Source organism: Amycolatopsis circi (assembly GCF_003385235.1).
In the GTDB taxonomy this organism is placed as follows: Bacteria; Actinomycetota; Actinomycetes; order Mycobacteriales; family Pseudonocardiaceae; genus Amycolatopsis; species Amycolatopsis circi.
In genome coordinates, this window is record NZ_PQIA01000002.1 from 1 (window position 1) to 22,624 (window position 22,624).

At 69.1% G+C, this 22,624-nt stretch carries 23 protein-coding genes; 11 read left to right on the forward strand and 12 right to left on the reverse strand.

Going from position 1 to position 22,624, the window contains the following annotated elements:
• Positions 1-323: 323 nt before the first annotated feature.
• Positions 324-737 (reverse strand): DnaJ family domain-containing protein, encoded by a 414-nt coding sequence (locus D0D37_RS00485; protein WP_116198474.1) that lies wholly within the window; start codon positions 735-737, stop codon positions 324-326.
• 120 nt (positions 738-857) lie between these two features.
• Between D0D37_RS00485 and D0D37_RS00490 the strand changes: the two genes are divergently transcribed.
• The gene (locus D0D37_RS00490; protein ID WP_116198475.1) at positions 858-1,661 is read left to right on the forward strand and encodes a TetR/AcrR family transcriptional regulator; all 804 of its coding nucleotides are present in this window, start codon (positions 858-860) and stop codon (positions 1,659-1,661) included.
• A gap of 634 nt (positions 1,662-2,295) precedes the next feature.
• On the opposite strand, the gene D0D37_RS00500 is transcribed toward D0D37_RS00490, so the two are convergent.
• The 3 genes from D0D37_RS00500 to D0D37_RS00510 all read right to left on the reverse strand — a co-directional run bounded on the left by D0D37_RS00500 (position 2,296) and on the right by D0D37_RS00510 (position 5,629).
• Complete coding sequence (locus tag D0D37_RS00500) at positions 2,296-3,189, reverse strand: SDR family NAD(P)-dependent oxidoreductase (RefSeq protein ID WP_244223329.1); 894 nt, start codon at positions 3,187-3,189, stop codon at positions 2,296-2,298.
• 75 nt (positions 3,190-3,264) lie between these two features.
• Positions 3,265-4,446: a lytic transglycosylase domain-containing protein gene (locus D0D37_RS00505; protein ID WP_116198477.1), complete on the reverse strand. Its 1,182-nt coding sequence runs from the start codon at positions 4,444-4,446 to the stop codon at positions 3,265-3,267.
• 217 nt (positions 4,447-4,663) lie between these two features.
• A complete protein-coding gene (locus D0D37_RS00510) occupies positions 4,664-5,629 on the reverse strand; it encodes a helix-turn-helix domain-containing protein (RefSeq protein WP_116198478.1) in 966 nt (321 codons plus the stop codon).
• A 51-nt stretch (positions 5,630-5,680) separates the two neighbouring features.
• On the opposite strand from D0D37_RS00510, the gene D0D37_RS00515 reads away from it, so the two are divergent.
• The 5 genes from D0D37_RS00515 to D0D37_RS00535 all read left to right on the forward strand — a co-directional run bounded on the left by D0D37_RS00515 (position 5,681) and on the right by D0D37_RS00535 (position 8,934).
• Positions 5,681-6,070, forward strand: a complete 390-nt coding sequence (locus tag D0D37_RS00515; protein ID WP_116198479.1) for a cupin domain-containing protein — start codon at positions 5,681-5,683, stop codon at positions 6,068-6,070.
• Positions 6,071-6,110: 40 nt separating this feature from the next.
• Complete coding sequence (locus D0D37_RS00520) at positions 6,111-6,614, forward strand: winged helix-turn-helix transcriptional regulator (protein WP_116198480.1); 504 nt, start codon at positions 6,111-6,113, stop codon at positions 6,612-6,614.
• Between the two features lie 138 nt (positions 6,615-6,752).
• A complete protein-coding gene (locus D0D37_RS00525) occupies positions 6,753-7,265 on the forward strand; it encodes an SRPBCC family protein (protein ID WP_116198481.1) in 513 nt (170 codons plus the stop codon).
• Entirely contained in the window at positions 7,265-8,302 is a 1,038-nt protein-coding gene (locus D0D37_RS00530; RefSeq protein WP_116198482.1) for an LLM class flavin-dependent oxidoreductase, read from the forward strand. Before D0D37_RS00525 ends, D0D37_RS00530 begins: the two co-directional genes overlap by 1 nt.
• Before the next feature lie 86 nt (positions 8,303-8,388).
• Positions 8,389-8,934: a dihydrofolate reductase family protein gene (locus D0D37_RS00535; RefSeq protein WP_116198483.1), complete on the forward strand. Its 546-nt coding sequence runs from the start codon at positions 8,389-8,391 to the stop codon at positions 8,932-8,934.
• 251 nt (positions 8,935-9,185) lie between these two features.
• Here the strand turns inward: D0D37_RS00535 and D0D37_RS00545 are convergent, their stop codons facing one another.
• Positions 9,186-10,400, reverse strand: coding sequence for an amidohydrolase family protein (locus D0D37_RS00545; protein ID WP_116198485.1), 1,215 nt, complete (start codon positions 10,398-10,400; stop codon positions 9,186-9,188).
• Between the two features lie 102 nt (positions 10,401-10,502).
• Here D0D37_RS00545 and D0D37_RS00550 point away from each other — a divergent pair, with 102 nt between their 5' ends.
• The gene (locus D0D37_RS00550; protein WP_116198486.1) at positions 10,503-10,964 is read left to right on the forward strand and encodes a MarR family winged helix-turn-helix transcriptional regulator; all 462 of its coding nucleotides are present in this window, start codon (positions 10,503-10,505) and stop codon (positions 10,962-10,964) included.
• A gap of 177 nt (positions 10,965-11,141) precedes the next feature.
• On the opposite strand, the gene D0D37_RS00555 is transcribed toward D0D37_RS00550, so the two are convergent.
• Both D0D37_RS00555 and D0D37_RS00560 read right to left on the reverse strand, forming a co-directional pair.
• The gene (locus D0D37_RS00555) at positions 11,142-12,668 is read right to left on the reverse strand and encodes an AMP-binding protein (protein ID WP_116198487.1); all 1,527 of its coding nucleotides are present in this window, start codon (positions 12,666-12,668) and stop codon (positions 11,142-11,144) included.
• A gap of 127 nt (positions 12,669-12,795) precedes the next feature.
• A complete protein-coding gene (locus D0D37_RS00560; protein WP_116198488.1) occupies positions 12,796-13,614 on the reverse strand; it encodes a response regulator transcription factor in 819 nt (272 codons plus the stop codon).
• Positions 13,615-13,705: 91 nt separating this feature from the next.
• On the opposite strand from D0D37_RS00560, the gene D0D37_RS00565 reads away from it, so the two are divergent.
• Positions 13,706-14,461 carry a hypothetical protein gene (locus D0D37_RS00565; RefSeq protein ID WP_116198489.1) on the forward strand — a complete coding sequence of 252 codons (756 nt, stop codon included), beginning with the start codon at positions 13,706-13,708 and terminating at the stop codon, positions 14,459-14,461.
• Positions 14,462-14,541: 80 nt separating this feature from the next.
• Here D0D37_RS00565 and D0D37_RS00570 read toward each other — a convergent pair whose 3' ends face one another.
• From D0D37_RS00570 to D0D37_RS00590, 5 genes are all read right to left on the reverse strand, one after another.
• Positions 14,542-15,597 carry an amidohydrolase family protein gene (locus tag D0D37_RS00570; protein ID WP_208719729.1) on the reverse strand — a complete coding sequence of 352 codons (1,056 nt, stop codon included), beginning with the start codon at positions 15,595-15,597 and terminating at the stop codon, positions 14,542-14,544.
• A gap of 14 nt (positions 15,598-15,611) precedes the next feature.
• Positions 15,612-16,424 carry a dihydrofolate reductase family protein gene (locus D0D37_RS00575; RefSeq protein ID WP_116198490.1) on the reverse strand — a complete coding sequence of 271 codons (813 nt, stop codon included), beginning with the start codon at positions 16,422-16,424 and terminating at the stop codon, positions 15,612-15,614.
• Complete coding sequence (folP, locus tag D0D37_RS00580) at positions 16,424-17,293, reverse strand: dihydropteroate synthase (protein ID WP_116198491.1); 870 nt, start codon at positions 17,291-17,293, stop codon at positions 16,424-16,426. Before folP ends, D0D37_RS00575 begins: the two co-directional genes overlap by 1 nt.
• Positions 17,294-17,433: 140 nt before the next feature.
• Entirely contained in the window at positions 17,434-17,733 is a 300-nt protein-coding gene (locus D0D37_RS00585; RefSeq protein WP_116198492.1) for a YciI family protein, read from the reverse strand.
• Between the two features lie 179 nt (positions 17,734-17,912).
• Positions 17,913-19,433, reverse strand: coding sequence for a PucR family transcriptional regulator (locus tag D0D37_RS00590; RefSeq protein ID WP_116198493.1), 1,521 nt, complete (start codon positions 19,431-19,433; stop codon positions 17,913-17,915).
• 159 nt (positions 19,434-19,592) lie between these two features.
• On the opposite strand from D0D37_RS00590, the gene pucL reads away from it, so the two are divergent.
• The 3 genes from pucL to D0D37_RS00605 all read left to right on the forward strand — a co-directional run bounded on the left by pucL (position 19,593) and on the right by D0D37_RS00605 (position 22,610).
• Positions 19,593-20,465 (forward strand): factor-independent urate hydroxylase, encoded by an 873-nt coding sequence (gene pucL, locus D0D37_RS00595; protein ID WP_116198494.1) that lies wholly within the window; start codon positions 19,593-19,595, stop codon positions 20,463-20,465.
• A 37-nt stretch (positions 20,466-20,502) separates the two neighbouring features.
• Positions 20,503-20,991 carry a nucleoside deaminase gene (locus tag D0D37_RS00600; RefSeq protein WP_116198495.1) on the forward strand — a complete coding sequence of 163 codons (489 nt, stop codon included), beginning with the start codon at positions 20,503-20,505 and terminating at the stop codon, positions 20,989-20,991.
• Positions 20,992-21,167: 176 nt separating this feature from the next.
• Positions 21,168-22,610, forward strand: a complete 1,443-nt coding sequence (locus D0D37_RS00605) for an NCS2 family permease (RefSeq protein WP_116198496.1) — start codon at positions 21,168-21,170, stop codon at positions 22,608-22,610.
• The last annotated feature ends 14 nt before the right edge of the window (positions 22,611-22,624 follow it).

Consider the following 22,624-nt stretch of genomic DNA (forward strand, 5'->3'; position numbering starts at 1 on the left):
GGGCGGCGATGGCGTTGCGCGTGTGGTGGGGGCGCTGCGGTGTGGTGGTTGCCGGTCGGGGTGGTGGCAGCGCGGATGAGCAGGGGCGCTGTTGGTGTGGTTTGGCGAGGCGGCCGCGCGGGCGGGCGAGGTGGCTGTCGCCGGTTGGCTCGGCGATGCGCGGGCGTTCTCCGGGTGGCCGGTTGTGCGTCACCGCGTCGTGCGGGCTCCGGAAAGCGAATGCTGCCGTTCCGGCCGCGCGTGGCTCAGGATTCTCCGGTTTCGTGCCCCAGAAAAGGCGTCAGCGCGGGCGGCAACGGCCAACCGGGCTTAGCTCGCGAGGCTCAGGACTCTTCCCGGCCCGCACGCCAGCTGGTCACCGTTTCCTCCACGTCCAGCGGCCGCGCCCGCAGCACTGGGCCCTCTTGGGGCATCGCGTGTGCCTTGCGGATGCGGTCGTTCAGGTCCTCGACGATTTCCCGCACCTTGGCTTCGGAGCGCACCTTCGCCAGTTTTCCCGGCAGATCTTGGATTTCCCTCGGCAACGCGAGCGACGGCGGCAGGAACGCGGCCGCGTCTAGGTCGCCTTCGCGGGCGCGGCGGATCGCCCAGTCGGTCGCCGCGTCGCGGCCGGACGGGGGCGGGAGCGGTTTTCCGGCTCCTGGCAGGTCTTCGAAGTCGCCGCGGGATTCGGCGGCGGCGATTTGCCGGTCGACCCAGGTGCCGTGCGACACGCCCGGCGGTTTGCGTTCCGTCACTGGAACCACCTCCCTGGCTGCCCAGCGTAGCGGCCAGCACGCCGGTGCGGAGGGGACCAAGGTCCTGAAACGGCAGGTAAGATCCCACGCTGAGGTGTACGAAGGCCAGGAGGGGACGCGATGATCGTCGAGCACGAGGGCGACGGTCCCGAGGCTGCGCGCGAGGCGATCGCGCGCACGCTCTCCCTGTTATGGCGCGATCGCGTAGGTGCCCCGGAACCTTCCTCTCGCGGCAGGCGGCCGACTCTCACCATCGAACGGATCATCGTGGCCGCCATCGCGGTCGCCGATGCCGAGGGGCTTGTCGCGACGTCCATGCACCGCGTCGCGAAGGAACTCGGCGCGGGCACGATGACGCTCTACACCTATGTTCCCGGCAAAACCGAGCTGATCGACCTGATGGTGGACACCGTTCTCCTCGAACGGAAACTCCCCGGACCAGGCGAGCCGCGGCCGGCGGACTGGCGTGCGCAGGTGCGCGTTTACGCCGACCGGACACGCGACATTTACCGTCGGCATCCCTGGCTGCGGGAGCGATCCCGGGTGCGACCCGCGCTCGGCCCGGGGCAGTTGGCCGGACAGGAATATCTGCTGTCCATTATGGACAGCCTGGGCCTGCCTGCGCGCGAAGTGGTCGCGGCGGCCAATTCTGTCGCGGGATATGTGGACGCGAACGCGGCGGTCGAGGCGGAGAGTGTCCACTTGGAACAGGTCACGGGACAGTCCAATGAATCCTGGTGGGGACAGCGTTCTTCGTTCTGGTACACGCATTTCGACGTCGAATCCCATCCGGCGATGAACCGGACCTGGCTGGCTGGCGGGTTCGAGAAGCCTTCGGCGGAGCAGGCTTCGGATGCGTCGGAGTTCGGATTGGACCGGCTTCTCGACGGGATTGCCGATCGGATCGACCAGGTCGGCAAGTAAGTTCAAACGCTTTGACCGGGCCAGAGCCGTGAGCTTCGTGAGTGTCGGAAAGGCGGCCAGCTTCGCCGCGAGCACTCGAGACCTGCGCCCGCCGTCGGCGGCTAACGCGTGCGGTAAAAGTTGAACTGGCCCGAATCTGCCCGCCACCGCGGTCATGCTGGTTCTCAAGAGCGCGGCCGGGCCCGGCTCTACTGACCGCGCTGGCCGCTGACCTGGTGCGGGCTGGCGCGTCGGTCGCCGGACTGACCGTTCTGCTGACCCGCTCCTCGGCTGCCTCCGCTGGGCCCGACGTCGCGGCGTTGAACACCGGTCGGCCACGTGGCGGATGGCGCGCGTTCCGGGAAGGACTTCTCAGCGACTTGTCCAACCCCAAGACGGTCATCGTCTTCACCAGCGTCATTTCGCAGTCCTCCACCACGGCGCGCGACCTGCTGACACTCTGGTCCTTGCAGCGGCGTTCACGGTGATCGGATTCCTCTCCCCGACCGGATCCGCCCTGATCCCCAGTGCCGCGGCCAAGATGCTGCGCGACGCACGGGTGATCCGCGTGATTCTCCGCGCGGGCGGCGCGGTTCGGCGTCGGCCTCGCCGTCGAGTGTCCCGTCGGGTGAACAGACAAGCTCTAGCGAGCGAGTCAGGAACCCCCGAGCGCGAACTGGATTCCGGTCGCTTCCTCGGAAAGCGTCCACAACCGACGTCCCCGCAAGGGATCCCGCGAAGCGCCCATCGCCTTACCCAGCCGAGGTCGGCCCACTCCACCGAAGGCCGGACCGTAGTAGGAACCGCCCGTCGCAGCAGGGTCGACTGCGGCTCGGATCGCTGGCCACGCGCCGTGGTCCTTGCCGTGCGTATAAGGCGCGAGTAGCCGCATCACCGGCACTGGCTTGGTGATTCCCGGCCGAGCAGGGCTGGTGCGTTCGAGGCTGAACCCCGGGTGCGCGAGGATCGCCTGCACCGGCGAGCCCGCCGCGCGCAGGCGTCGGTCGAGTTCCATCGCGAACGATTGCACGGCGTGCTTCGACAACGCATACGCACGAAAGTCCGAGTACTTGTGCTGGCTCTGCAGATCGTCGATGTCGTACGGATACATCCGGGTGATCAGGCTGCCCGCCAGCACCACCCGCGCAGACGAGGCGGTCAGCACCGGCATCGCGAGGGCGGTGAGTGCGAAGTGGCCGAAATGATTGGTTCCGACCGCCAGCTCCAGGCCCTGTTGAGTGGTCCGGCGCACGGGTCCGGGCGCGGTGATGCCAGCGTTCTCGATCAACGCGTCCACGCGGTCGAGCCGTCCGAGAGCCTCGACCGCGGCGGGGACGGAGTCCAGGTCGGCGAGGTCTAGCGGGATCATGCTCAGCGAAGCCGAACCGACGCGCGTGCGCACCATTTCGACGGCAGCGCGCAGCCGTGATGGCTCGCGGCCCAGCAGCGCGACGTGTGCTCCGGCGGCGGCCAGCTGCTCGGTGATGAAGTAGCCGATCCCGGCGTTGCCTCCGGTCACCGCGTAGGTCTTGCCAGCGAGGTCAGGCAAGTTCCGGGGATTCCACGCCACGATCGCCCCCAACAGTCCGGTTTCCGGTCGGTCCGGACTATACGAACGTCGCGGTCAGTGCGTCGGCGCGGCCTCCGTGGTGGTGCTGGAGGTCGTCGTGGTGGTGGTCGACGTGGCCGGGTTCGCCGGGGCGGAGGTGGACGGCGTCGTGCTGGTCGGGGCCGTCGGCGTGGTGCTCGTCGGCGTAGACGGTGTAGACGGTGTGGTCGGCGTGGTCGGTGTCGTGCTGGTCGGCTTCGCGGGAGTGCTGCTGCTCGGCGCGGTGCTGCTGCCGGGAAGCTGCGTCGGCGTGCCGGGCTGGTTCGGCTGGGCCGGGGTGACCGGCGGCGGGACGGGCGGCGCGACATCGCCTGCGGGGCTGCCAGCCGCGGCTTCAACCGCGCCGGGGCCGGGAGGAGCGCCGATCGGGACCTGGCTGTCCGGCAGCTCCGAGACGCCGTTGCGGTAGCCGTTCGCGTACGCCATCACGGTGTCCACATAGGACTGCGAGTTGTTGTACCGGCGCACCGCGAGGCGCTGGTTGGCGTCGCTGGAGAGGTCCAGACCGCCCGAGCACAGGTAACGCGCGGTGGCGAGTGTCTCGTCGTAGATGTTGTTCGGGTCGGAGACGCCGTCGCCGTTGCCGTCGGAGGCGTAGGACGCCCAGGTCGACGGGATGAACTGGGTCGGGCCGACCGCGCGGTCCCACACCGGGTCGCCGTCGTAGCGGCCGTGGTCGGTGTCGCGGATCGCGGCGAACCCGCCGGAACCGTCGAGGACCGGGCCGAGAATGCGTTCGAGGGTGTTGCCGCGGGCGTCGACGTAGCCGCCGCGCGCGTGGTTCGACTCGATCCGTCCGATGGCCGCGATCAGCGCCCAGTCGACGTGGCAGCCGGGCTGTTCGCGGGCCATGATGTCGGCTGCGTTGTGGTAGGCCCGCAGCATGCTGTCCGGGATGCCCAGCGGGCCGGCGGTGGTGGCCGAGCCGGGGCCGTTGGGGTATCCCGGAACGCCGAGTGCCTGCGGGACCGGCGGCTGCGGGAGGCTGCCGTCGACGCCGATCGGCGGGAGCGTGATGCCGGGCGCCACGCCGGGCGAGTTCGGCGCGGCTTGGGCGGCCGACGGCGGTTCCGCGGCGCGCAATGCCACCGGGATGCCGGACGACGTCACCGTCGGCAGCACCACGAGCGCGCCTCCGGCGAGGGCGGCGAAAGCCCGGCTCCGGGCGTTCCGTCCCTCCAGGCGGCGTCTGGCCATGCGTGTCTCCCCGTTCGGTTGCCGGTCTGCGGCCAAGCTAGCGGATCAATCCGCGATCCGGTGAGGGGTCGGCGGAATTCTGTCCGTTCCGGCCAACTTTCGTTCGTCTGGCATAAAACCTTCGGTGGGTTCCGGTCATCGGGGCTTAACCGGAATTTTGCCGAATAGGCCGAATGGAGCAATCCGTTCGTCGGGTCCACAGTGGACCACGGACGCGTCAGGCCGCCGGGCCGAAGCGTTTCCGGTATTCCGACGGCGACAGCCCGGTGTGCCTGCGCAACTGCAGCCGGAGGTTCGCGCCGGTGCCCAGCCCGGTGCGGGCGGCGATCCGGTCCAGACCAGGTTCGCCCCGCTCGAGGATGCGGCGGGCCAGCGTCACGCGTTCGGCGGTGAGCCAGGCGAGCGGCGTCGTGCCCAGTTCGGCGCGGAACCGGCGGTGCAGGGTGGCGGCGCTGGTCGACGCGCGGGCGGCGAGATCGGTGACCGCGAGCGGCTGGTCGAGGTGCTGGCGGGCCCATTCCAGCACCGGCGCGAGCGAGGCGTCCGGGATCTCCGGCATCGGGCGTTCCACGAACTGTTGCTGGCCGCCTTCGCGATGTCCGGTGAAAACGAGGCGGCGGCTCACCGCGTTGGCGATTTCCGCGCCGTGGTCTCGCTGGATCACATACAGCGACAGATCGAGCGCGGCCGCGCTTCCGGCGGCGGTGAGAACTGTGCCGTCGTCGACGAACAGAACGTCCGGCTCCAGCCGGACCCGCGGGAAGCGGGCGGTGAACGACTCGGCCCACTGCCAGTGCGTGGTGGCTCGGCGATCGTCCAGCACGCCGGCCTCGGCCAGGGTGAAAGCGCCGGTGCAGAAGCTCATCAACCGCGCACCGCGGGCGTCCGCGCGCTGGATGGCGGCGAGGATTTCGGGATCGGCGGGGGTGTGCGGATCCGGCCGGTTCGGGACGATCACCGTGTCCGCGGCGTCGACCGCATCGAGGCCGGCGACGTCGGCGAGAGTGAAGAAGCCGAGGTGCATCCGGGCTTGGCCGCCGGGCGCCGCGAGCGCGAAGTCGTACCACGGCATCTGCAGCTCCGGCCGGCGCAAGCCGAACAGCTCCGTCGCGACGCCCATTTCGAACGGGTTCGAGCCGTCGCCGACAATCACCACGACTCGGTGCGAGGATCCTTTCGACATATGCGATTCCTAGCACTCCCGGGTGCCGGAAACCAAGCCCAAGATCGAACTATGACAACTCAACCCCTCGACCTGCAGGCCGTGCTCGCCGGTTTCGACGCACCGTGGAGCCCCCGGATCGTCGCCAACGTCAACGATTACGACATCCGCCTCGCCCGGTTCGCCGGCGAGCACGTGTGGCACAAGCACGACAACACCGATGAGTTCTTCCTCGTGATCGACGGCAGCATCGAGATCGGCCTGCGCGAAGCGGGCGGCGAACGGACCGTGACGCTGACGCGCGAGCAGGCGTTCGTGGTCCCGCGCGGCACGTTCCACAAGCCGTCGTCGAAGGAGGGCGCGGTGGTGCTGCTCGTGGAGCCGTCCGGGACGCTTTCGGTCGGCGACGAGCACGAAGAAGTGCCCGACACTGTCGACGTGACCGTCGGGCATCACGTCTGACCTGCTGGGTTGCATCGTGGGACGGCGTATCCTCGCCGTCATGAAACGCACTTCCTTCGCGCAGTGGCCGTGCTCGATCGCCCGGACCATGGACCTGCTCGGGGACTGGTGGACGCCGCTGGTGCTGCGGGACGCTTTCTACGGCGTCCGCCGCTTCGACGAGTTCCAGCAGGCGCTCGGCATCGCGCGCAACACCCTCGCCGACCGGCTGCGCAGGCTGGTCGACGAGGGTTTGCTGGAGAAGCGTGCCTACCAGGCCGAACCGGTGCGCTACGACTACGTGCTCACCGAGAAGGGGCGCGATTTCTGGAGTGTGCTGGCCGCGATGACGGCCTGGGGCGACCGGTGGCTGGCCACCGAAGCGGGCCCGCCGATCGTGCTGCACCACGACGCTTGCGGGCATGACACGACCGCGACCGTCGTGTGCGCGGACTGCGGCGAGCCGTTGTCCGCGGACGACACCCGGATGCAACGCGGGCCCGGCTTTCCCGAGCGCTTGGCGCAGCGCCCCGACGTCCAGGCGAGGTTCGCGCCGCTGGAGTAGCGGTCCGTGAAGGACTCCTTGAGGGAATCAGATTCCCTCAAGGAGCCCTTCACGGACTTTGGGCCTCCGGAGCGATTGACAGGGTCAGTCTTGTTACGAAACTATGCTGGTCGAGACGCCAACGGAGGAGGATTCGGCATGGAGTGGACCGGCGCGCGGTACGCGGACGCCCCGACCGTGCAGGTGGACGCGTGGATCGACGGCTCGCCCGAGCAGGTCTGGCGGTTCGCCTCGGACATCTCGCTCATGCCGGAACTGTGCGGCGAACTGCAGTCGGTCCGGTGGTGCGACGAGGGCTCGGCGCCGGCGGTCGGACGCTCCTTCATCGGGCACAACCGGCACGAGATGCGCGGCGACTGGGAGACCACGTCCTACATCATCGAATGCGAGGAGCCGCGCGTCTTCGCCTGGGCGGTCACCGATCCGGCCAATCCGACCGCGGTCTGGCGGTTCACCCTCGCCCCGGAGAACGGCGGCACGCGGCTCACGCAGTGGGCGCAGATGGGGCCGGGGCCGTCCGGGGTGACCGAGGTGATCGCGCGGATGCCGGAGAAGGAACAGAAGATCGTGCACGTCCGGCTGAGCGAGTTCGAGGCCTCGATGACCGCCACGCTCGGCGCGATCAAGGACCGCGTGGAGGCCGCCGGATGATGCGCACGGCCACCACCGTCGAGGCGTCGTCCGGCTGGCCCGGCACCCGGGATTTCGTGCTGGAGGCGGAAAAACTGGGTCTCGACGAATGCTGGGTGGCCGAGGCGTGGGGCTCGGACGCGCCGTCGGTGCTCGGCTACCTCGCCGCGCGCACGGAGAGGATCCGGCTGGGTTCCGGCATCATGCAGCTCGGCGTGCGGACGCCGGTCGCGCTCGCGCAGGCCGCGCTCACCCTCGCGGAGATGTCCGGCGGACGGTTCGCGCTGGGACTCGGACCGTCCGGTCCGCAGGTGATCGAGGGATTGCACGGGGTGCCGTTCGCACGACCGTTGACCCGGATGCGCGAGACGGTGCAGATCATCCGCAGCGCGTTCGCCGGGGAGAAGATCTCCTTCGCGGGCAAGGCTTTCCAGATTCCCTTGCCTGGCGAGTCCCGTCCGATGCGGCTGTCGACGACGCCGAACGAGGACATCCCGATCTACCTGGCCACGCTGTCGCCGCGAATGCTGGAACTCACCGGCGAACTCGCCGACGGCTGGCTTGGCACGAGCTTCGTCCCCGAGGGGGCCGACGCTTACTTCCGCCACCTCGACGCCGGGCTCGCGAAAGCGGGTCGCAGCCGTAGCGATCTCGTGGTGTGCCAAGGCGCGGAGGTCGCGTTCGCGTCCGATGAGGACGAACTGCGTCCCATGGTCGCCGGGCGCAAGAAGGAGCTGGCTTTCTCGTTGGGCGGCATGGGTTCGGCGAGCACGAACTTCTACCACGACGCCTACAGCAGGCAAGGCTGGGCCGAGGTCGCCGCTGAGGTGCGGGAACGCTGGCAGTCCGGCGATCGCGACGGCGCGGCCGAGCTGGTGACCGACGAGATGGTCCTCGCGACGACTCTGATCGGCACCGAGGACATGGTCCGCGCGCGGCTGAAGGTGTGGCACGCCGCCGGAGTCGACACGGTCCGGCTGTATCCGGCGGGCGACACGCTGGACAAACGGCTGGCGACGCTCGGCCGGGCACTCGAGTTGGTAACGGAAGTGCCCTGACAGACCAATTATGGGGCCATCCGGCTGCGTCGGCGGGTCCGGTTGCGCCATAGTGTCGGCGATCCCGAACCTCAAGGAGTCGCTCGATGCGCAAGATCGTGTCCACCTTGTTCGTCTCGCTCGACGGCGTGGTGGAAGCGCCGGACCAGTGGTCGCTCTCGTACTGGAACGACGAACTGGAACACGCGGTGGGCGACGGCATGGCGGACGCCGACGCGATGTTGCTGGGCCGCGTGACCTACGAGGGCTTCGCCGAGGCGTGGCCCGGGCGCACGGACGACCCGGGCGCGGAGTTCATGAACAGCGTGCCGAAGTACGTCGCGTCCACCACCCTGACCGCGGCGGACTGGCACAACACGACCCTCCTGCGCGGCGACGTCGGCGAGGCGATCGCGGACCTGAAGTCCGGCGAGGGCGGCGACATCATGACCAGCGGAAGCACGACGCTGGTGCGGTGGCTGCTGTCGCACGGGTTGGTGGACGAGCTGACGTTGCTGCAGTATCCGGTGGTGGTCGGCAAGGGGCGGCGGCTGTTCCCGGAGGAGGGGCCGCAGTTGGACTTTGAGCTGGCGGACACGACGGCGTTCCGCAATGGGGTGCTGCGGCTGGTTTACCGGCCGTCTGACGACTGACTTGGGCGTAATTGTCGATCTCAGCTCTGCCGGGCTTTCGGAGACTGCTTTCGGGGGCACTGAAATCGACCAATTTGATTTCGATGCGACCGAGTTGTTCGGCAAATCGGCGTCGATGGTGCGCGGCCGGTTTGCGAACGCCTGCGGATTCGGGCGCGGGAGCACGACGCCGTCTGCCGGCTAGCACTGTCCGAAAAGGACGGCGGCCATCCCCGAATCCGGCTCGCTGAGCAGGATTCGGGGCACAGGCGTCATTCCGCCAGACGGGCTCCGCGACGCCAGATCGCGCGAGTATTGAGGGTGTCGCTGATGTCGCGGGTCGGGTCTCCGTCGACGAGCAGAAGGTCGGCGCGCAGTCCCTCGGCGACGCGGCCCCGGTCGCTGAGGCGGAAGCGGCGGGCGGTGGTCGCGGTGGCCGCTCGCAAGGCTCGTTCCGGCGTGAGACCGGCTTCCACAAGGTACTGCAGTTCGTGGTGGAGGCTCGCTCCGTGTGCGAGACCGCCGAAGAACGTTTCGGGCATGGAGACATCGGTGCCAGCCAGCACGTCGACACCGGCGGCGTCCAGCGCGCGGACGGTGTCGTACACGTCGTCGAGCTTGCCCTGCGGGTAGCGGTTGTAGCTGGAGCGCAGGGTTTCGTCCCACTTGCGGTCGAGGCGGGAGGCGACCCGCGGGTCGTCGGCGAGCGTGCTGCCGGTGATGCCCATCAGCGAGGCGTTGAGGCTGATGCACGGAACGACGAACATGCCCGCGTCCTTGACGAGGCTGATGATCTCGGCGGTGTGCGGCTGGTCCATGAAGACGTGGGCGAGCCCGTCGATGCCCGCTTCGACGGCCATTTCGGTCGCCTCCACGGTCAAAGCGTGAGCGACGGTGAGAGCGCCGTACTTCTTGGCTTCCGCGACCCCGGCGTTCACGGTGGCTTGGTCGAGACACGGCAGTCCGGGATGTCCTTCCACGCTGCCGTCGTCGATCATGAACTTGATGAAATCGGAGCCCCTGGCGAGGAGTTGGGGGACGAAGGCGGCCGCTTCCTCGGGTGTGGTGGAGAACGGCATCACGGGCATTGCCGGCGGCAGGTCCCACTTCGGCCGGAATCCTTCGGGCATCAGCTCGCTGGGATGACCGCCGGGCGGGGTGATGCCGAAACCGGCGGACCGGACGTCGGCCACCGTGTCGTCGTCGGTGATGTGGCCCCGGTTCTCCCGGGTGTTCATGCCCTGCATTTCCAGTTCGGTCGTCACCCCGAACCGCAGCGCCAACGCGAGCGAACCCGGGGCGGAGTGCACGTGGGCGTCGATGAGCCCCGGCAGCAGGGTGGCTCCGGTGCCGTCGACTTGTTCGCTGCCCTCGGGGATCTCGCCGCCGACCTGGGCGATCCTCGCGCCGTCGAGGACGACGGTCTGCACGCCGAGGGTTTTCTCCCCGTCGAAGACCCGGGCGTTGGTGATCGCGGTCAGTGTCATGGCAGTTCGTCTCGTTTCCTTGCTCAGCTCATTTACATACCTAATGCTATGTACTTGCGTCGAGGTATGCAAGTGGGCGGGCGCGGGCCTAGGATCAAGCGCATGAGCAGCTCTCCTGAGCGGACCCCCGGCGACCCGGTGCTGGACCAGATCGGCCCGGCGCTGTCCCGGTTGCGCAGGCGCACCCCGGCGTCGAACAAGGATCTGTCCCGCAATCTCGTGCTCAACGTGATCGCCGACGCGCCAGGCGAGACGACAGTCGGCGGCCTCGCGATGGAGATGGGGGTCGTCCAGCCGGTGGCCAGCCGGACTGTCGCCGCGTGCATCGCCGACGGGTTGCTGCGTCGGGCGGCGTCTCAGGCCGACGGACGCCGTACGGTGCTCGAACTCACCGAACAGGGCGAGGCGGAACGCGACCGTTTTGCTGCTGAGCAAAGAAAAGCGTTCGAGGAGATCACGGCTGATTGGTCGGCGGGGGAACGGATCCAGTTCGCTCGGCTGCTGACCCGCTATGGTGCCGATGCCGCGGAGTGGTCCAGGAAACAGGCTGCGAGCCGGGACTGAAAGGTCTGGGCGCGCTGGAGTGTCAGCGTTCCGCGAACTCGCCCATGACCTCTGCGGAACTCCAGTCGTTGTCCACGAAGATCGGGGACGACCTGTTGGGCTAGCCGGGATTGTCCGCCGAGGCTGCTAGCCGCAGTGCTCCTTCGGGTGCGATGCGAAGGAGCACTGCGACAAAGCTCAGTTCACCTGCCGGTCCTGCCCCTCCCAAAACGGCTGCCGCAGCTTGAACTTCTGGATCTTCCCCGTCGCTGTCCGCGGCAGTTCGGCGAGGAATTCCACCCGCTTCGGGCATTTGTACCCGGCCAGGTGCTGGCGGCAGTGCGTGATCAGCTCGTCCGCCGTCACCTCGCTGCCGTCGGTTACCACCAGCGCCGTGACCAGTTCGCCCCATTTTTCGTCCGGGATGCCGATCACCGCGGCTTCCCGGACGGCCGGGTGCGAACTCAGCGCGTCCTCCACCTCGATCGACGACACGTTCTCGCCGCCGGTGATGATGACGTCCTTCTTGCGGTCGGCGATGGTCAGGTAGCCGTCGGCGAAGGTGCCGCCGTCGCCGGTGTGGAACCAGTTGCCTTCTTGCACCCGCGCGGTTTCGTCCGGGTTTTCCCAGTAGCCGTCGAGGTTGTGGTTGCTTTGGGTGAGGACTTCGCCGTCGGTGTCGATCGTGACGCGCACGCCCAGGGCTGGCGCACCGGCGCGGCCCAAAAGCTTTGCCTGCTCGTGCGAGTCCAGGTCGGCCCATTCGCTCCGGAAGCGGTTCACCGTGACCAGCGGCGAAGTCTCGGTCAGGCCGTAGATCTGGATGAACTCCCAGCCGAGTTCCGCACGCACGCGTTCGATCGTCCGGGTCGGCGGCGGCGCGCCGGCGACCACGATCCGGACTCGGTCGCGGCCGGGGATTTCGCCGTCCCAGGAGGCGGCACCGTCCAGGGCCGCGGTGACGACGGCGGGGGCGGCGCACATGATCGTCACGCCGTGTTCCTGCACGCGGCGCAGGATTTCGGTGCCGTCCACCTTGCGCAGCACGATGTGCCGTCCGCCGAGGCCAGTCACCGCGTACGGCATGCCCCAGCCGTTCGCGTGGAACATCGGCAGCGTGTGCAGCAGGACGTCGTTGTCGCTGAGCGTGGTGTGCAGGCCGAAAGTCGTTGCGTTGAGCCACAAATTGCGGTGCGTGAGCTGGACGCCCTTCGGCCGCGCGGTGGTGCCGGAGGTGTAGTTGATCGTGGCGGTCGCGGATTCGTCGGCGGCCCACGGTTGCGGTTCGCCGTCGCCGCCCCAGATTTTGTCGTCGTCCTCGCCAAGGACGAACACGTGTTTGGCGGTTACGTTGTCCAGCAACGGTTTCAGCTCGGGGTCGATGATCAGGACCTCGGCGCCGGAATGCTCGACGATGTACCGGACTTCGGCGGCGGCGAGGCGGAAATTCACCGGCACCAGGACGCGGCCCCAGCCGGAGACGCCGAAGAACGACGTCAGCAGCCGCGCGGAGTTGTGCGAGACGACGGCGACCCGGCCGCCGACGGGAACGCCGAGCGCGTCGAGGTTCGCGGCCTGCGCGCGGGCGCGGCGGGCGAGTTCGCGGTAGGTCACCGAGCCCCAGGACTCCGCGGGCTGAGCAGGCTCGTCCACCACCGCGATCCGGTCCGGGTACACCGTTTCGGCGCGGTCGAGGAAGTCGCGGACACTCAGGTCATAGAACATGGCGATCCCTTCGCGTCAGCGGGCCGCACTGCCCGCGCGGGTGATTTTCGCTCGCCGAACCGGATCCAGCCACCCCACATGGAGGGTGTGTCCCCATCGGACACCCGCGACCGGACATCGCCACGCCCTAGCGCAGCAGTCCGGCGGCGCGAGCCCGGTTCACCGCCTGCACCCGGTTGGACACCGCCAGCTTCCGCATCGCGTGCTTGAGATACGACTTGACGGTGTTGGGCAGCAGGCCGAGCCGGTCTGAGATCTCATCGTTCGTACAGCCCTCGCTGACCAGCCGCAGCACGTCGACCTCGCGCGGGGTCAGCGCCACCCCGGGCACGTCCAGCTCCGGACGCAGCCGTTCGCACACCGCGAGCAGCCGCTGCCGGGCGCTTTCGTCCTGGATCGACCCGGCGATCGCGGTGAGTTCGGCATGCAGGTCGCCGCGTTCGGCCGCGGGGACGACCGTCGGTGCGGCCAGCCGACGCTGTACTTCCTCTTCGACCTCGATGTCACGTCCCAATCGAGTCGCCACCGCGGTGGCCGCGTGCAACACGCGGTCGCCGAACGTAATCGAATCCCGGGACGCCGCGTACAGCACCGCGCGCGTGGTCTCGCCGACGCGCACCGGCAGCGCCACCATCGCGCGCAGCCGTTCGGGGGCGACCGCGTGGTCGTATTTGTGCGTGATGCCCTGTGCGTTGAGATAGTCGACGACCGTTGACGGCCGGGCCAGCGCCACCGCTTTGCCGCCGAGTCCGGCCCCGGTGTCCACCTGCACGTGCTGCATCGACCGGGTGGCGGTGCCGCGCAGCTGGTCGATGACGTGCGACCGGGACGCCGCCGACACCGGTCCGCCCATCGCGACGGGCAGCTCGGTCGCGATTTGCAGTGCTTTGAGCGCGCCGGCGACCAGGGGGCTGGCCGTCAGCGCGAGCCGGCCCGGAGGCGTCATGGGCAGTCCCGCTTCACTCGACCTTGTTGGGTGGACGTCCACGTTACGCGTTGCGTCGCGTTCGGACTACTCGTGTGGTTCGGTGGCACACGTGGCAACCTCGGATTTCGATACCGTCGCCGACCGGCTCTACGCAGGTGAACCGGCCGACTTCGTCGCGGAGCGCACCGCGGCCGCCCGCGCGGCGAAGGAAGCGGGCGACGTCGAGCTGGCGCGCCGGATCCGCGCGCTGCGCAAGCCGACCGCGGCCGCGGCGTACGTCAACCGCCTGGCGCGCGACGGTTCCGCTCCGCTGTCCGAGCTGGCGTCGATCGGCGAGAAGCTGCGTGCCGCGCACGAGCAGCTCGACGGCTCCCGGCTGCGCGAATTGGCGCATCAGCGCGCGGAGCTAGTGCAGCGGATCGTGCGGGACGCGTCCGGCTTGAGCGATTCCGTCGAGCGCGAGGTGGAGGAGACGCTGGAAGCGATCGTCGCGGACGCCGACGTCGCCCGGCTGGCGCTGGCCGGACGGTTGACTTCGAAGGCCAGCCAGGACACCGACCGCTGGCTGTCGCTGCCGACGAATCCCGCCCCGGCCAAGAAGACCAGACAGTCCGAAAAGGACCGGAAGGCCGAGGAGGAATCCCGGGTCCGCGCACTGGAACGGCGGCAGGCGGTCCGGGCGCGGGCGGAAGCGGAGCGGAATCTGCAGCGAGCTGAGCGGACGGCCGAGCAGGCCGATGATCGGGTGACCGAATTGCGGGAACGGCTTGCCGAGGCCGAGCAACGCGCTGCCCGGGCTTCCGACGAACTGGCCAAGGCGCAGAAGACCTTCGAGGAAGCCGATGACGCCGTTCAGCGGTCTTAAGGACGTGTAGGTCCGTGAGGGGAACCCTGAGGGAATCAGATTCCGTCAGGGTTCCCCTCACGGACGACAAAGCCCGCCAGCTAGCGGTCGAGTTCCGTTCCCGCGCACCACACCGTGCGAATCGCCCGGGTCGCCGACAGGTCCGCCACCGGATCGCCGTCGACCAGCACCAGGTCCGCCCGCAGTCCGGGCCGGATTTCGCCCCGGTCGGTCAGCCCGAACGCCTGCGCCGGGTCGACCGTCGCGGCGCGCAGGATCTCCACCGAACTCAAACCGGCCTCGGCGAGCAGCTCGAATTCGTGGTGCAGGCTCGACCCGTGCGGGATCGCGGCCGGGGCGCCGGGCTCGGCGTTGGCATCGGTACCGGCGAGGATTTCGACCCCGGCAGCGCGCAAAGCGGCCACGTTGGCCACGAAATCGCCTTCGGCGCCATCGAAGTAGGGCAGTGCCGCCTCCATCATGGTGAGCGTCGGAATCGCCGTCTGCCCAGCGGCCTTCATCGCCGCGATGTCCTCGGCGGCGATCCGGCCGATCACCGGCACATGCGTCACGAATCGCGCGCCGGTCGCCACCGCCAAGTGGTACGCGCCGGGCGTCGCCGCGTGCACGACGGTGTCCAGACCCCGTTTCCGTGCCTCGTCGACCAGCGCCTGCAACGCCTCGGCGGGCGGCCCGCCGTCGCCGGGAGCTTCCGCGACGCCCTTGACGTAGTCGACGCCCTCCGCGACCCGCGCCTCGACGAACCGGACGGCAGCCTCCGCGGTCGTCACGATCGAGGAGGCGGGCATCCCCGGGATCCGGACGTGCATGCCGCCCGGACCGATCGCGGGCGGGCCGGCGCTGCGGAACTCCGTCGGGCCCGCCGACCGCAAAGCGGCGACCCGTTCGGCAGGGAAGCACCCCATGTCCAGTGCGGTCGTGACGCCCCACGCGGCGAAGTCGGCCAACTGCTCGGGCTCGGTCAGGTGGACGTGCGAGTCGATGAACCCGGGCAGCAGCGTCGCCCCGGCGGCATCGATTTCCCGTGCCCCGGCTGGATCCGTGCCGAGTACTGGCCCGTCGATCACGACGGTGCGCGGTTCGGTGAGCACTCGCCCGTCGAAGACGCGCACATTGCGCAGAGCGGTCTTGGCCACGATCCCTCCCCGGGTCAGTGGACGCGATACCGCAAGAGTACTGAGTTGTCGTCCACCAGTGCGGAAAGAAGTTCGAGCTGCCGCGGGTCGATCGCCGCGCCCATCGCGACCCGCGGCGCGTCGCCGGCGATCAGCATCGGCGCGACCGTCAGGCGCAGTTCGTCGACCACACCCGCGGCCAGCAGCGATGCGAAAAGGTGCGGTCCGCCTTCGCAGTCGATCCGGCGGAGGCCTCGGCGGGCCAGTTCGTCTACCGCGGCCCGCAGGTCGACGTCGCCGTGCCTGGGGCGCGGGCGCTGGTCGTCCGGGTCGGCGTGCAGAGCCGGGTCGCCGGTGGCCTCGTGCAGAGTTGGGTCGCCTGTCCCAGCGACCAGGACATCCGCCCCGGCCGCCGCCCACGCCGCGCGCAATTCGGGATCCGTCGCCGCGCTCGTGATGACGATCGTCGGCACCAGGGCCTTGGTGATCACCGGTGCGTCCGGCGGCAGCGAACGGCCGGTGCTGACCACGGCGATCGGCGCGATCGGAGCCAGCCCGTGCCTGCGCCGCCGCTCGGCGGTCTTCTCGTCCGGCCGCAGTCCCTCGAATCCTTCGGCCTGCGAGGTGCCCGCGCCGACCAGCAGGACGTCGGCGAGGTCGTTGCCCAGCCGGTAGACGATCCGGTCCGCGGGCGTCGACAGCCCGCCGGAGCGGCCCTCGATGGTGATCCCGCCGTCGGCGCTCGACACGAAATTCACCGCGAGCCACTTCGGCACGTCCGGATAGACGTAGAGCTGCTCGACGTCGGCTTCGGTGCGGTCCTGGTTTCCCGGAAAGACTTCGCGCATCAGACCGACCGTACAACGTTCGCCGGCGGCCGAGTGCCGATGATGCTCGCGACCATCTCCGCGACCTGCCGCGTCTCGCGGACCTGGTGCGCGCGGAACATCGCCGCGCCGTGCAGCGCGGACACCGCCGTCGCGGCGAGCGTGCCGATGACCCGTTCCCCGACCGGGAGATCCAGCGTTTCGCCGATCACGTCCTTGTTCGACAGCGCCATCAGCACCGGCCAGCCGGTCGCGACCAGCGCGTCGACGTGCCGCAGCAGTTCGAGCGACTGGTAGGAGTTCTTCCCGAAGTCGATGCAGGGGTCGATCATGATGCCCTCGCGCGGCACGCCCGCGGCGAGCGCGCGCTCGGCCAGCGCGGTGGTGCCTTCGATCACCGCGGCCACTACGTCGTCGTACACCGGCCGGAGCGCCTCGGTGCGCGGCACGAGACCGTTGGTGTGCGAGCAGATGTAGCCCGCGCCGTGTTCGGCGGCGACGTCGAGGATCTCCGGTTCGATCGCGGCCCAGTTGTCGTTGACCAGGTCCGCGCCCGCGCGGCAGACGGCGTCGGCGACGTCGGCGCGGTAGGTGTCCACGCTGATGACCAGCTCGGGGAAGTTCTCGCGGGCCCATTCGACGGTCGGCACGACGCGGCGGATTTCCTCCGCTGCGGTGACCTCGGGGCCCTTGCCCGCGGGCACGCCGCCGATGTCGATCAGGTCGGCGCCTTCGGCGTGCGCGCGGCGGATGGCCGCCTGCGCGGGGGCTTCTTCGAAGGTCGCACCGTTGTCGTAGAACGAGTCGGGAGTGCGATTGATGATGGCCATCACCAGGGCGCGGTCACTGGTGAGGCGACGGCCTCGGAACACGAGGTCGGGCGTGTGCATGCGGTCTCCCGGGCCGGAACGAAAGATCTCGCGTGATCATAGGCGAGTTCGCGGCGGGAGTACGTCCGGCAGGTGGCGGGCGGAGCGGTCCGGAGGCCACCTGCGTCCGGGCGTTCGTCGATCTGCGTGAAGCGGTGCGATCAGGAGGCGAGCGCCTCGTTGACGGTCAGGAACTCATCAGCGGTGCGGGTGGCGGAGAATTCGATCACGCGATAGTGCGCGAGGCGTTGCAGCACGAGCGGGTCGGTGGCGAGCACGGCGTCCAGCTTGCCGCGCAGGCACGGGCGGGAGATGATGACCTGGTCCGCGTCCTCGTTTCCTTTTCCGGAAACGAGGAACAATCCGTGCGCGAAGTGGCTGCGCAGCCAGTCCGCGTGTTCGGCCAGTGCGTAGTCGACTTCGTTTCGAGGTGCTGTGTAGGACAGCAATGCGATGTACATGACCTCAGAGTAGGACGCTCGGTCGGATGGTGCATCCTCCTCCCGAGTGCCGTCGTGCTTCATCGAATGGTCAAGGGTTTCCCATCATTCTTTACGGATAAGCGTACTGTTGGATTTTCGTTGCTGGGTGCGGAAAATCACCGCGCTCGGCGTTTCCGCAGGACATTTCGGACGGATGGTCAAGACCACCCCCAGTTCTGCGTGAAGCAGCCGGCCAGATAAAGATCCACGCGGTCGGCGAACCGGCTCGGATCGCGTCCGGTGAGTTCGCCGATCCGGGTGATGCGGTATCGCAGGGTGTTCACGTGCAAGTGGAGCGTGGCCGACGTCTGTGTCCAAGATCCCGAATGTTCCAGGAACGCCTTGAGTGTCGTTATCAATTCGGAACCGTGTGCCGCGTCGTACGCGAGTACCGGCCCCAGTACTTTTTCGCCGAATGTCCGGCGCAAGTCCTCCGGCACGGCCGCGAGCAGCAGCAGATGCGACGCCACTTCGTCGCCGGACAATACGGTCGCGCGGCCCGGCGTCAACGCCGCCAAGGTGCGCGCGTGCCGGGCTTCCTGCACGCCGGCGCGGAGACCGGCCGCGTCCGCGGCGCGGCTGAGGCCGAGCGTCAGCCGCGCGGACCCGAGCGCGGGTTCGATGGTGTGCACCGCTTCTCGCAACGTCTCGGTGTCGCGCGAGGAGAAGAGGCCGAACGTCTCGCCGTCGACAGTCGCCACCAGCACCGACTGTCCGGTGGCCGAAAGCAACTCCTCCACCAGCACCTGCGCGAGACCCGGCCCGCCGCCGCGGACCTCGGCGGACAGCGTCGCCACCGGCTCCTGCGGCGCGAACCCGGCGGCGGCCAGCCGGGAGGTCAGCTCGCCCGGGGCGGCGTCGTCGGAGAGCACCAGCCGCAGCAGCGGTTCGGCCGCCCGGTTCTCGATCCGCCGGGTTTCGTCCACTCGGGACCGTTCGAGCCCGACCAGTGCGGCCAGTTCCTGCGCCAGCTCGCGGCGCGCGGACGGCCACTGTGCCGGATCGCCGTCCACGACCAGGAACCAGCTCGCGATCCGATGGCCGGAGCGCCCGGCCGCGCCGAGCAGCGTCACCGGACCGTCCTGGCACGGCAGCCGTTCGGCGCGCAGGAACTTCCGCGCCAGCGCAGTGCGGCGCGCGGCGGGCAGTTCGGGTCCACCGGCCAGCTGCTGCCCGGTCGCGCTCAGCACGAGACAGCCGGTGCCCAGCTCCTCCGCACCGGCTTTGACCAGCGCGGACAGACCGCGCCCGGAGGTCACCGCGGCCACTAGCCGCCGGTGCGAATCGCGAGCGGGCGCCGAGCGTTCCGCTGCCAGGCCCAGGATCACCCGTTCGGCCACGGTCGCGAACGAAACCGACACCGGCACCTCGAACAACGGCAGGCCGACGCGCTCGCAGGCGGTCACGAGGTAGTCCGGCACCGGTCCGCCGACCTCGGCGGTCCCGGCCCCGAGCGCGGTCACGCCCGCGGCGGCGAGCTTGCCGACGAACGCGTCCGCGTCCGACGGCCCGGGCAGCCAGCGCATCCCGCACAGCACGATCTCGCCGCCGTCGAGGTACCGCGTCGGATCCTGCAGGGTCGCCTGGAAGACGCGGCCGAACTCGCGGTCGCGCGCCTTCGCGCCCGCCAGCAGCCGCAACCCCAGCTCTCGCGTGTCGAGCAGTGCACCCAGCCGCATGCGCGCCTCCTTCCGCCCATCAGTACCGCACACCAGAGGGGTTTGGCGGAAACTACGAAAAACCGGCCGTTCGCCGTCGCCGCTTTCGGTGGATCTGCCGTGGCCCGGGCCACGCCGCGGCAGGTGTACTCACTCGGCGAGCGAACGGAAGGGATACCAATGGCGATCGTTCTTGGCGACAACCGCTACGGGAAGGCCGAAAACCGACTGGTCCGCGTCGACCGTGACGGTGACGAGCACCGGATCACCGACCTCACCGTGAGCGTGTCGCTGTCGGGCGACATGAGCGACACCCACCTGACCGGGGCCAACGACAAGGTGCTGGCCACCGACACGCAGAAGAACACCGTCTTCGCCTTCGCCCGCGACGGCATCGGCGAGATCGAGGACTTCGCGCTGCGGCTGGCCAAGCACTTCGTGTCCACGCAGGAGAGCATTCACGCCGCCCGCGTCGGGATCGTGGCTCATCCGTGGGAGCGGCTGCGGGTCGGCGGTCGGCCGGCGCACCATTCGTTCGCGCGTTCCGGGGCGGGCACGCGGACCGCTCGCGTCACCTACGACGGCGAGCGGGCCTGGGTGCTCGGCGGGGTGGACGACCTGACGGTCCTCAACTCCACCGGCTCCGAATTCTGGGGCTTCCCGCGCGACGAATACACCACGCTGGTCGAGGTCAAGGACCGGATCCTCGCCACCGCGGTGTCCGCGACCTGGCGGTACTCCGTCGAGGAGGCCGACTGGGCGCACGCGCACGAAACGGCGCTCGCCACGCTGCTCGACGCGTTCGGCGGCACGCACAGCCAGTCCCTGCAGCAGACGCTGTACGCGATGGGACAGGCGGTGCTGGAGGCCGTCCCGGAAATCGCGGAGATCCGCTTCGAACTGCCGAACAAGCACCACTTCCTCGTCGACCTCGAGCCGTTCGGCCTCGACAACCCCGGCGAGGTGTTCTACGCCGCCGACCGGCCCTACGGCCTGATCGAGGGCACCGTCCTGCGCGACGACGCCCCGCCGGCCGGCCCGGCCTGGTCCTGAGCAATCCGACCTCCGATCTGTTGGGAGCGCTACCGTTATGACCGTGTCCATCGATGCCGACGTCGAACGCGCCTGGCTCGCCGAATGCGTGCGGATCGCCGAGAAGAACGTCGCCGACGGCGGCGGCCCGTTCGGCGCGCTGGTGGTGAAGGACGGCGAGAAGGTCGCGACCGGCGTCAACCGGGTCACCCCGTCGCTCGACCCGACCGCGCACGCCGAGGTGGTCGCGATCCGCGCGGCCTGCCAGGCGCTCGGCACGTTCAGCTTGGCCGGCTGCGTGCTCGTCTCCTCGTGCGAGCCGTGCCCGATGTGCCTCGCGTCGTCGCTGTGGGCGCGCGTGGACCGCGTGCTTTACGCGGCCGACCGGGACGACGCCGCCCGCGCCGGATTCGACGACCGGGCGTTCTACGAGTTGTTCGAGCACCCGCGCGAAACGTGGCAGACCCCGGTTTCGCGAGTGTCCACACCGGAGGCTTTCGCCCCGTTTTCCGCCTGGCTCGGCCGATCCGACCGGATCGAGTACTGAGCCTCGGCGAGTGCTGAATGCCGGTCAGAATCGGCTTCAGCGTCCACCGCCCCACCCCACCGGGCCACCATCCCGGTGCTGACCGGAGCACCAGAAAAACGCAAACGTCCCGCCGTCCTGCCCCGTGCGTATGCCAGGGGTGCGGTGCGGCACACCCACCGGCAAGGGGAGGACGCATGACCCAGGTACGCCTCGACGAAGCGGTGACCTCGGCTCCCGGACCACAGCGCAAGTCCATTGTGGAGCGACTTTTTGAAATACGCGCTCGCAACACCACTGTAGGCCGCGAAGTACGCGGTGGCGTGACCACTTTCGTCGCGATGGCCTACATCGTCTTGCTCAACCCGCTGATCCTCGGCGCTTCCGCCGACATCACCGGCGCGAAACTTAGCGCCGCGCAAGTGACCACGGCGACCGCGCTCGCCGCCGCCGTGATGACTGTCCTCATGGGACTCGTCGGCAACGCGCCGCTCGCGCTCGCCGCCGGTCTCGGCATCAACGGCATCGTCGCGTTCCAGATGGCTCCGTCGATGACGTGGGCGCAAGCTTTCGGGCTGGTAGTGCTCGAAGGCGTCTGCATTGTGCTGATGGCGGTCAGCGGCGTCCGGGAACGCATCATGAACGCGATTCCCGGACCGCTGAAAACCGCGATCACCGTCGGCATCGGGCTGTACATCGCGCTCGTCGGCCTGGTGAGCGCCGGGTTCGTGACTCGTATTCCGGACGCGGCGCACACGACCGTCCCGGTGCGGCTCGGGACCGACGGGCATCTGTCCGGCCTGCCGATCGCGGTGTTCTGCTTCGGCCTGCTGCTGATGACCGTGCTGATGGCACGGAAGGTGCCCGGCGCGGTGCTGATCAGCATCGCCGCCGCCACTGTGCTCGCGGTAGTGCTGCACGACGGATTCGGCGTCGGAGACTGGGGGCTTACGACGCCGACGCTGCCGCATTCCGTGGTGGCGGCTCCGGATTTCGGGCTGCTCGGGCACGTTGACCTGTTCGGCGGATTCGCCAAGGCGGGCGCGCTGACCGCGACGATCTTCCTGTTCACCCTGGTGTTGTCCGGCTTCTTCGACGCGATGGGCACGATCACCAGTGTGTCCGCCGAAGCCGGGCTGTCGAAGAACGGCCGGGTGCCGCGGATGGGCCGGATCCTGTTCGTGGACGGGGCCGGGGCGATCGCGGGCGGGATGTCCGGCTCGTCGCCGAACACCGTGTTCCTGGAGTCCGCGGCCGGCGTCGGGGAGGGCGCGCGGACCGGGCTGGCGAGTGTCGTGACCGGACTGCTGTTCGGCGCGACGCTGCTGTTCACGCCGATCGCGGGCATCGTCCCGGCGCAGGCCGCCGCGCCCGCGCTCGTGGTGATCGGCGGGATGATGGTGGCGCAATGCCGCAACATCCCGTGGAACGACCCGGATTACACGATCCCGGTGTTCCTGACGGTCGCGCTCATTCCGTTCACCTATTCCATCACCAACGGCGTCGGCGCGGGGCTCATCGCGTTCGTGCTGATCAAGACCTTCCGTGGGAAGTGGCGTGAAGCAGGGTGGATCCTCACCGTGCTCGCGCTCGTGTTCACCGTCTATTTCGGAATCGACGTGGTGAAGGCGATCCTCTAAAGAGAAAGGGACCA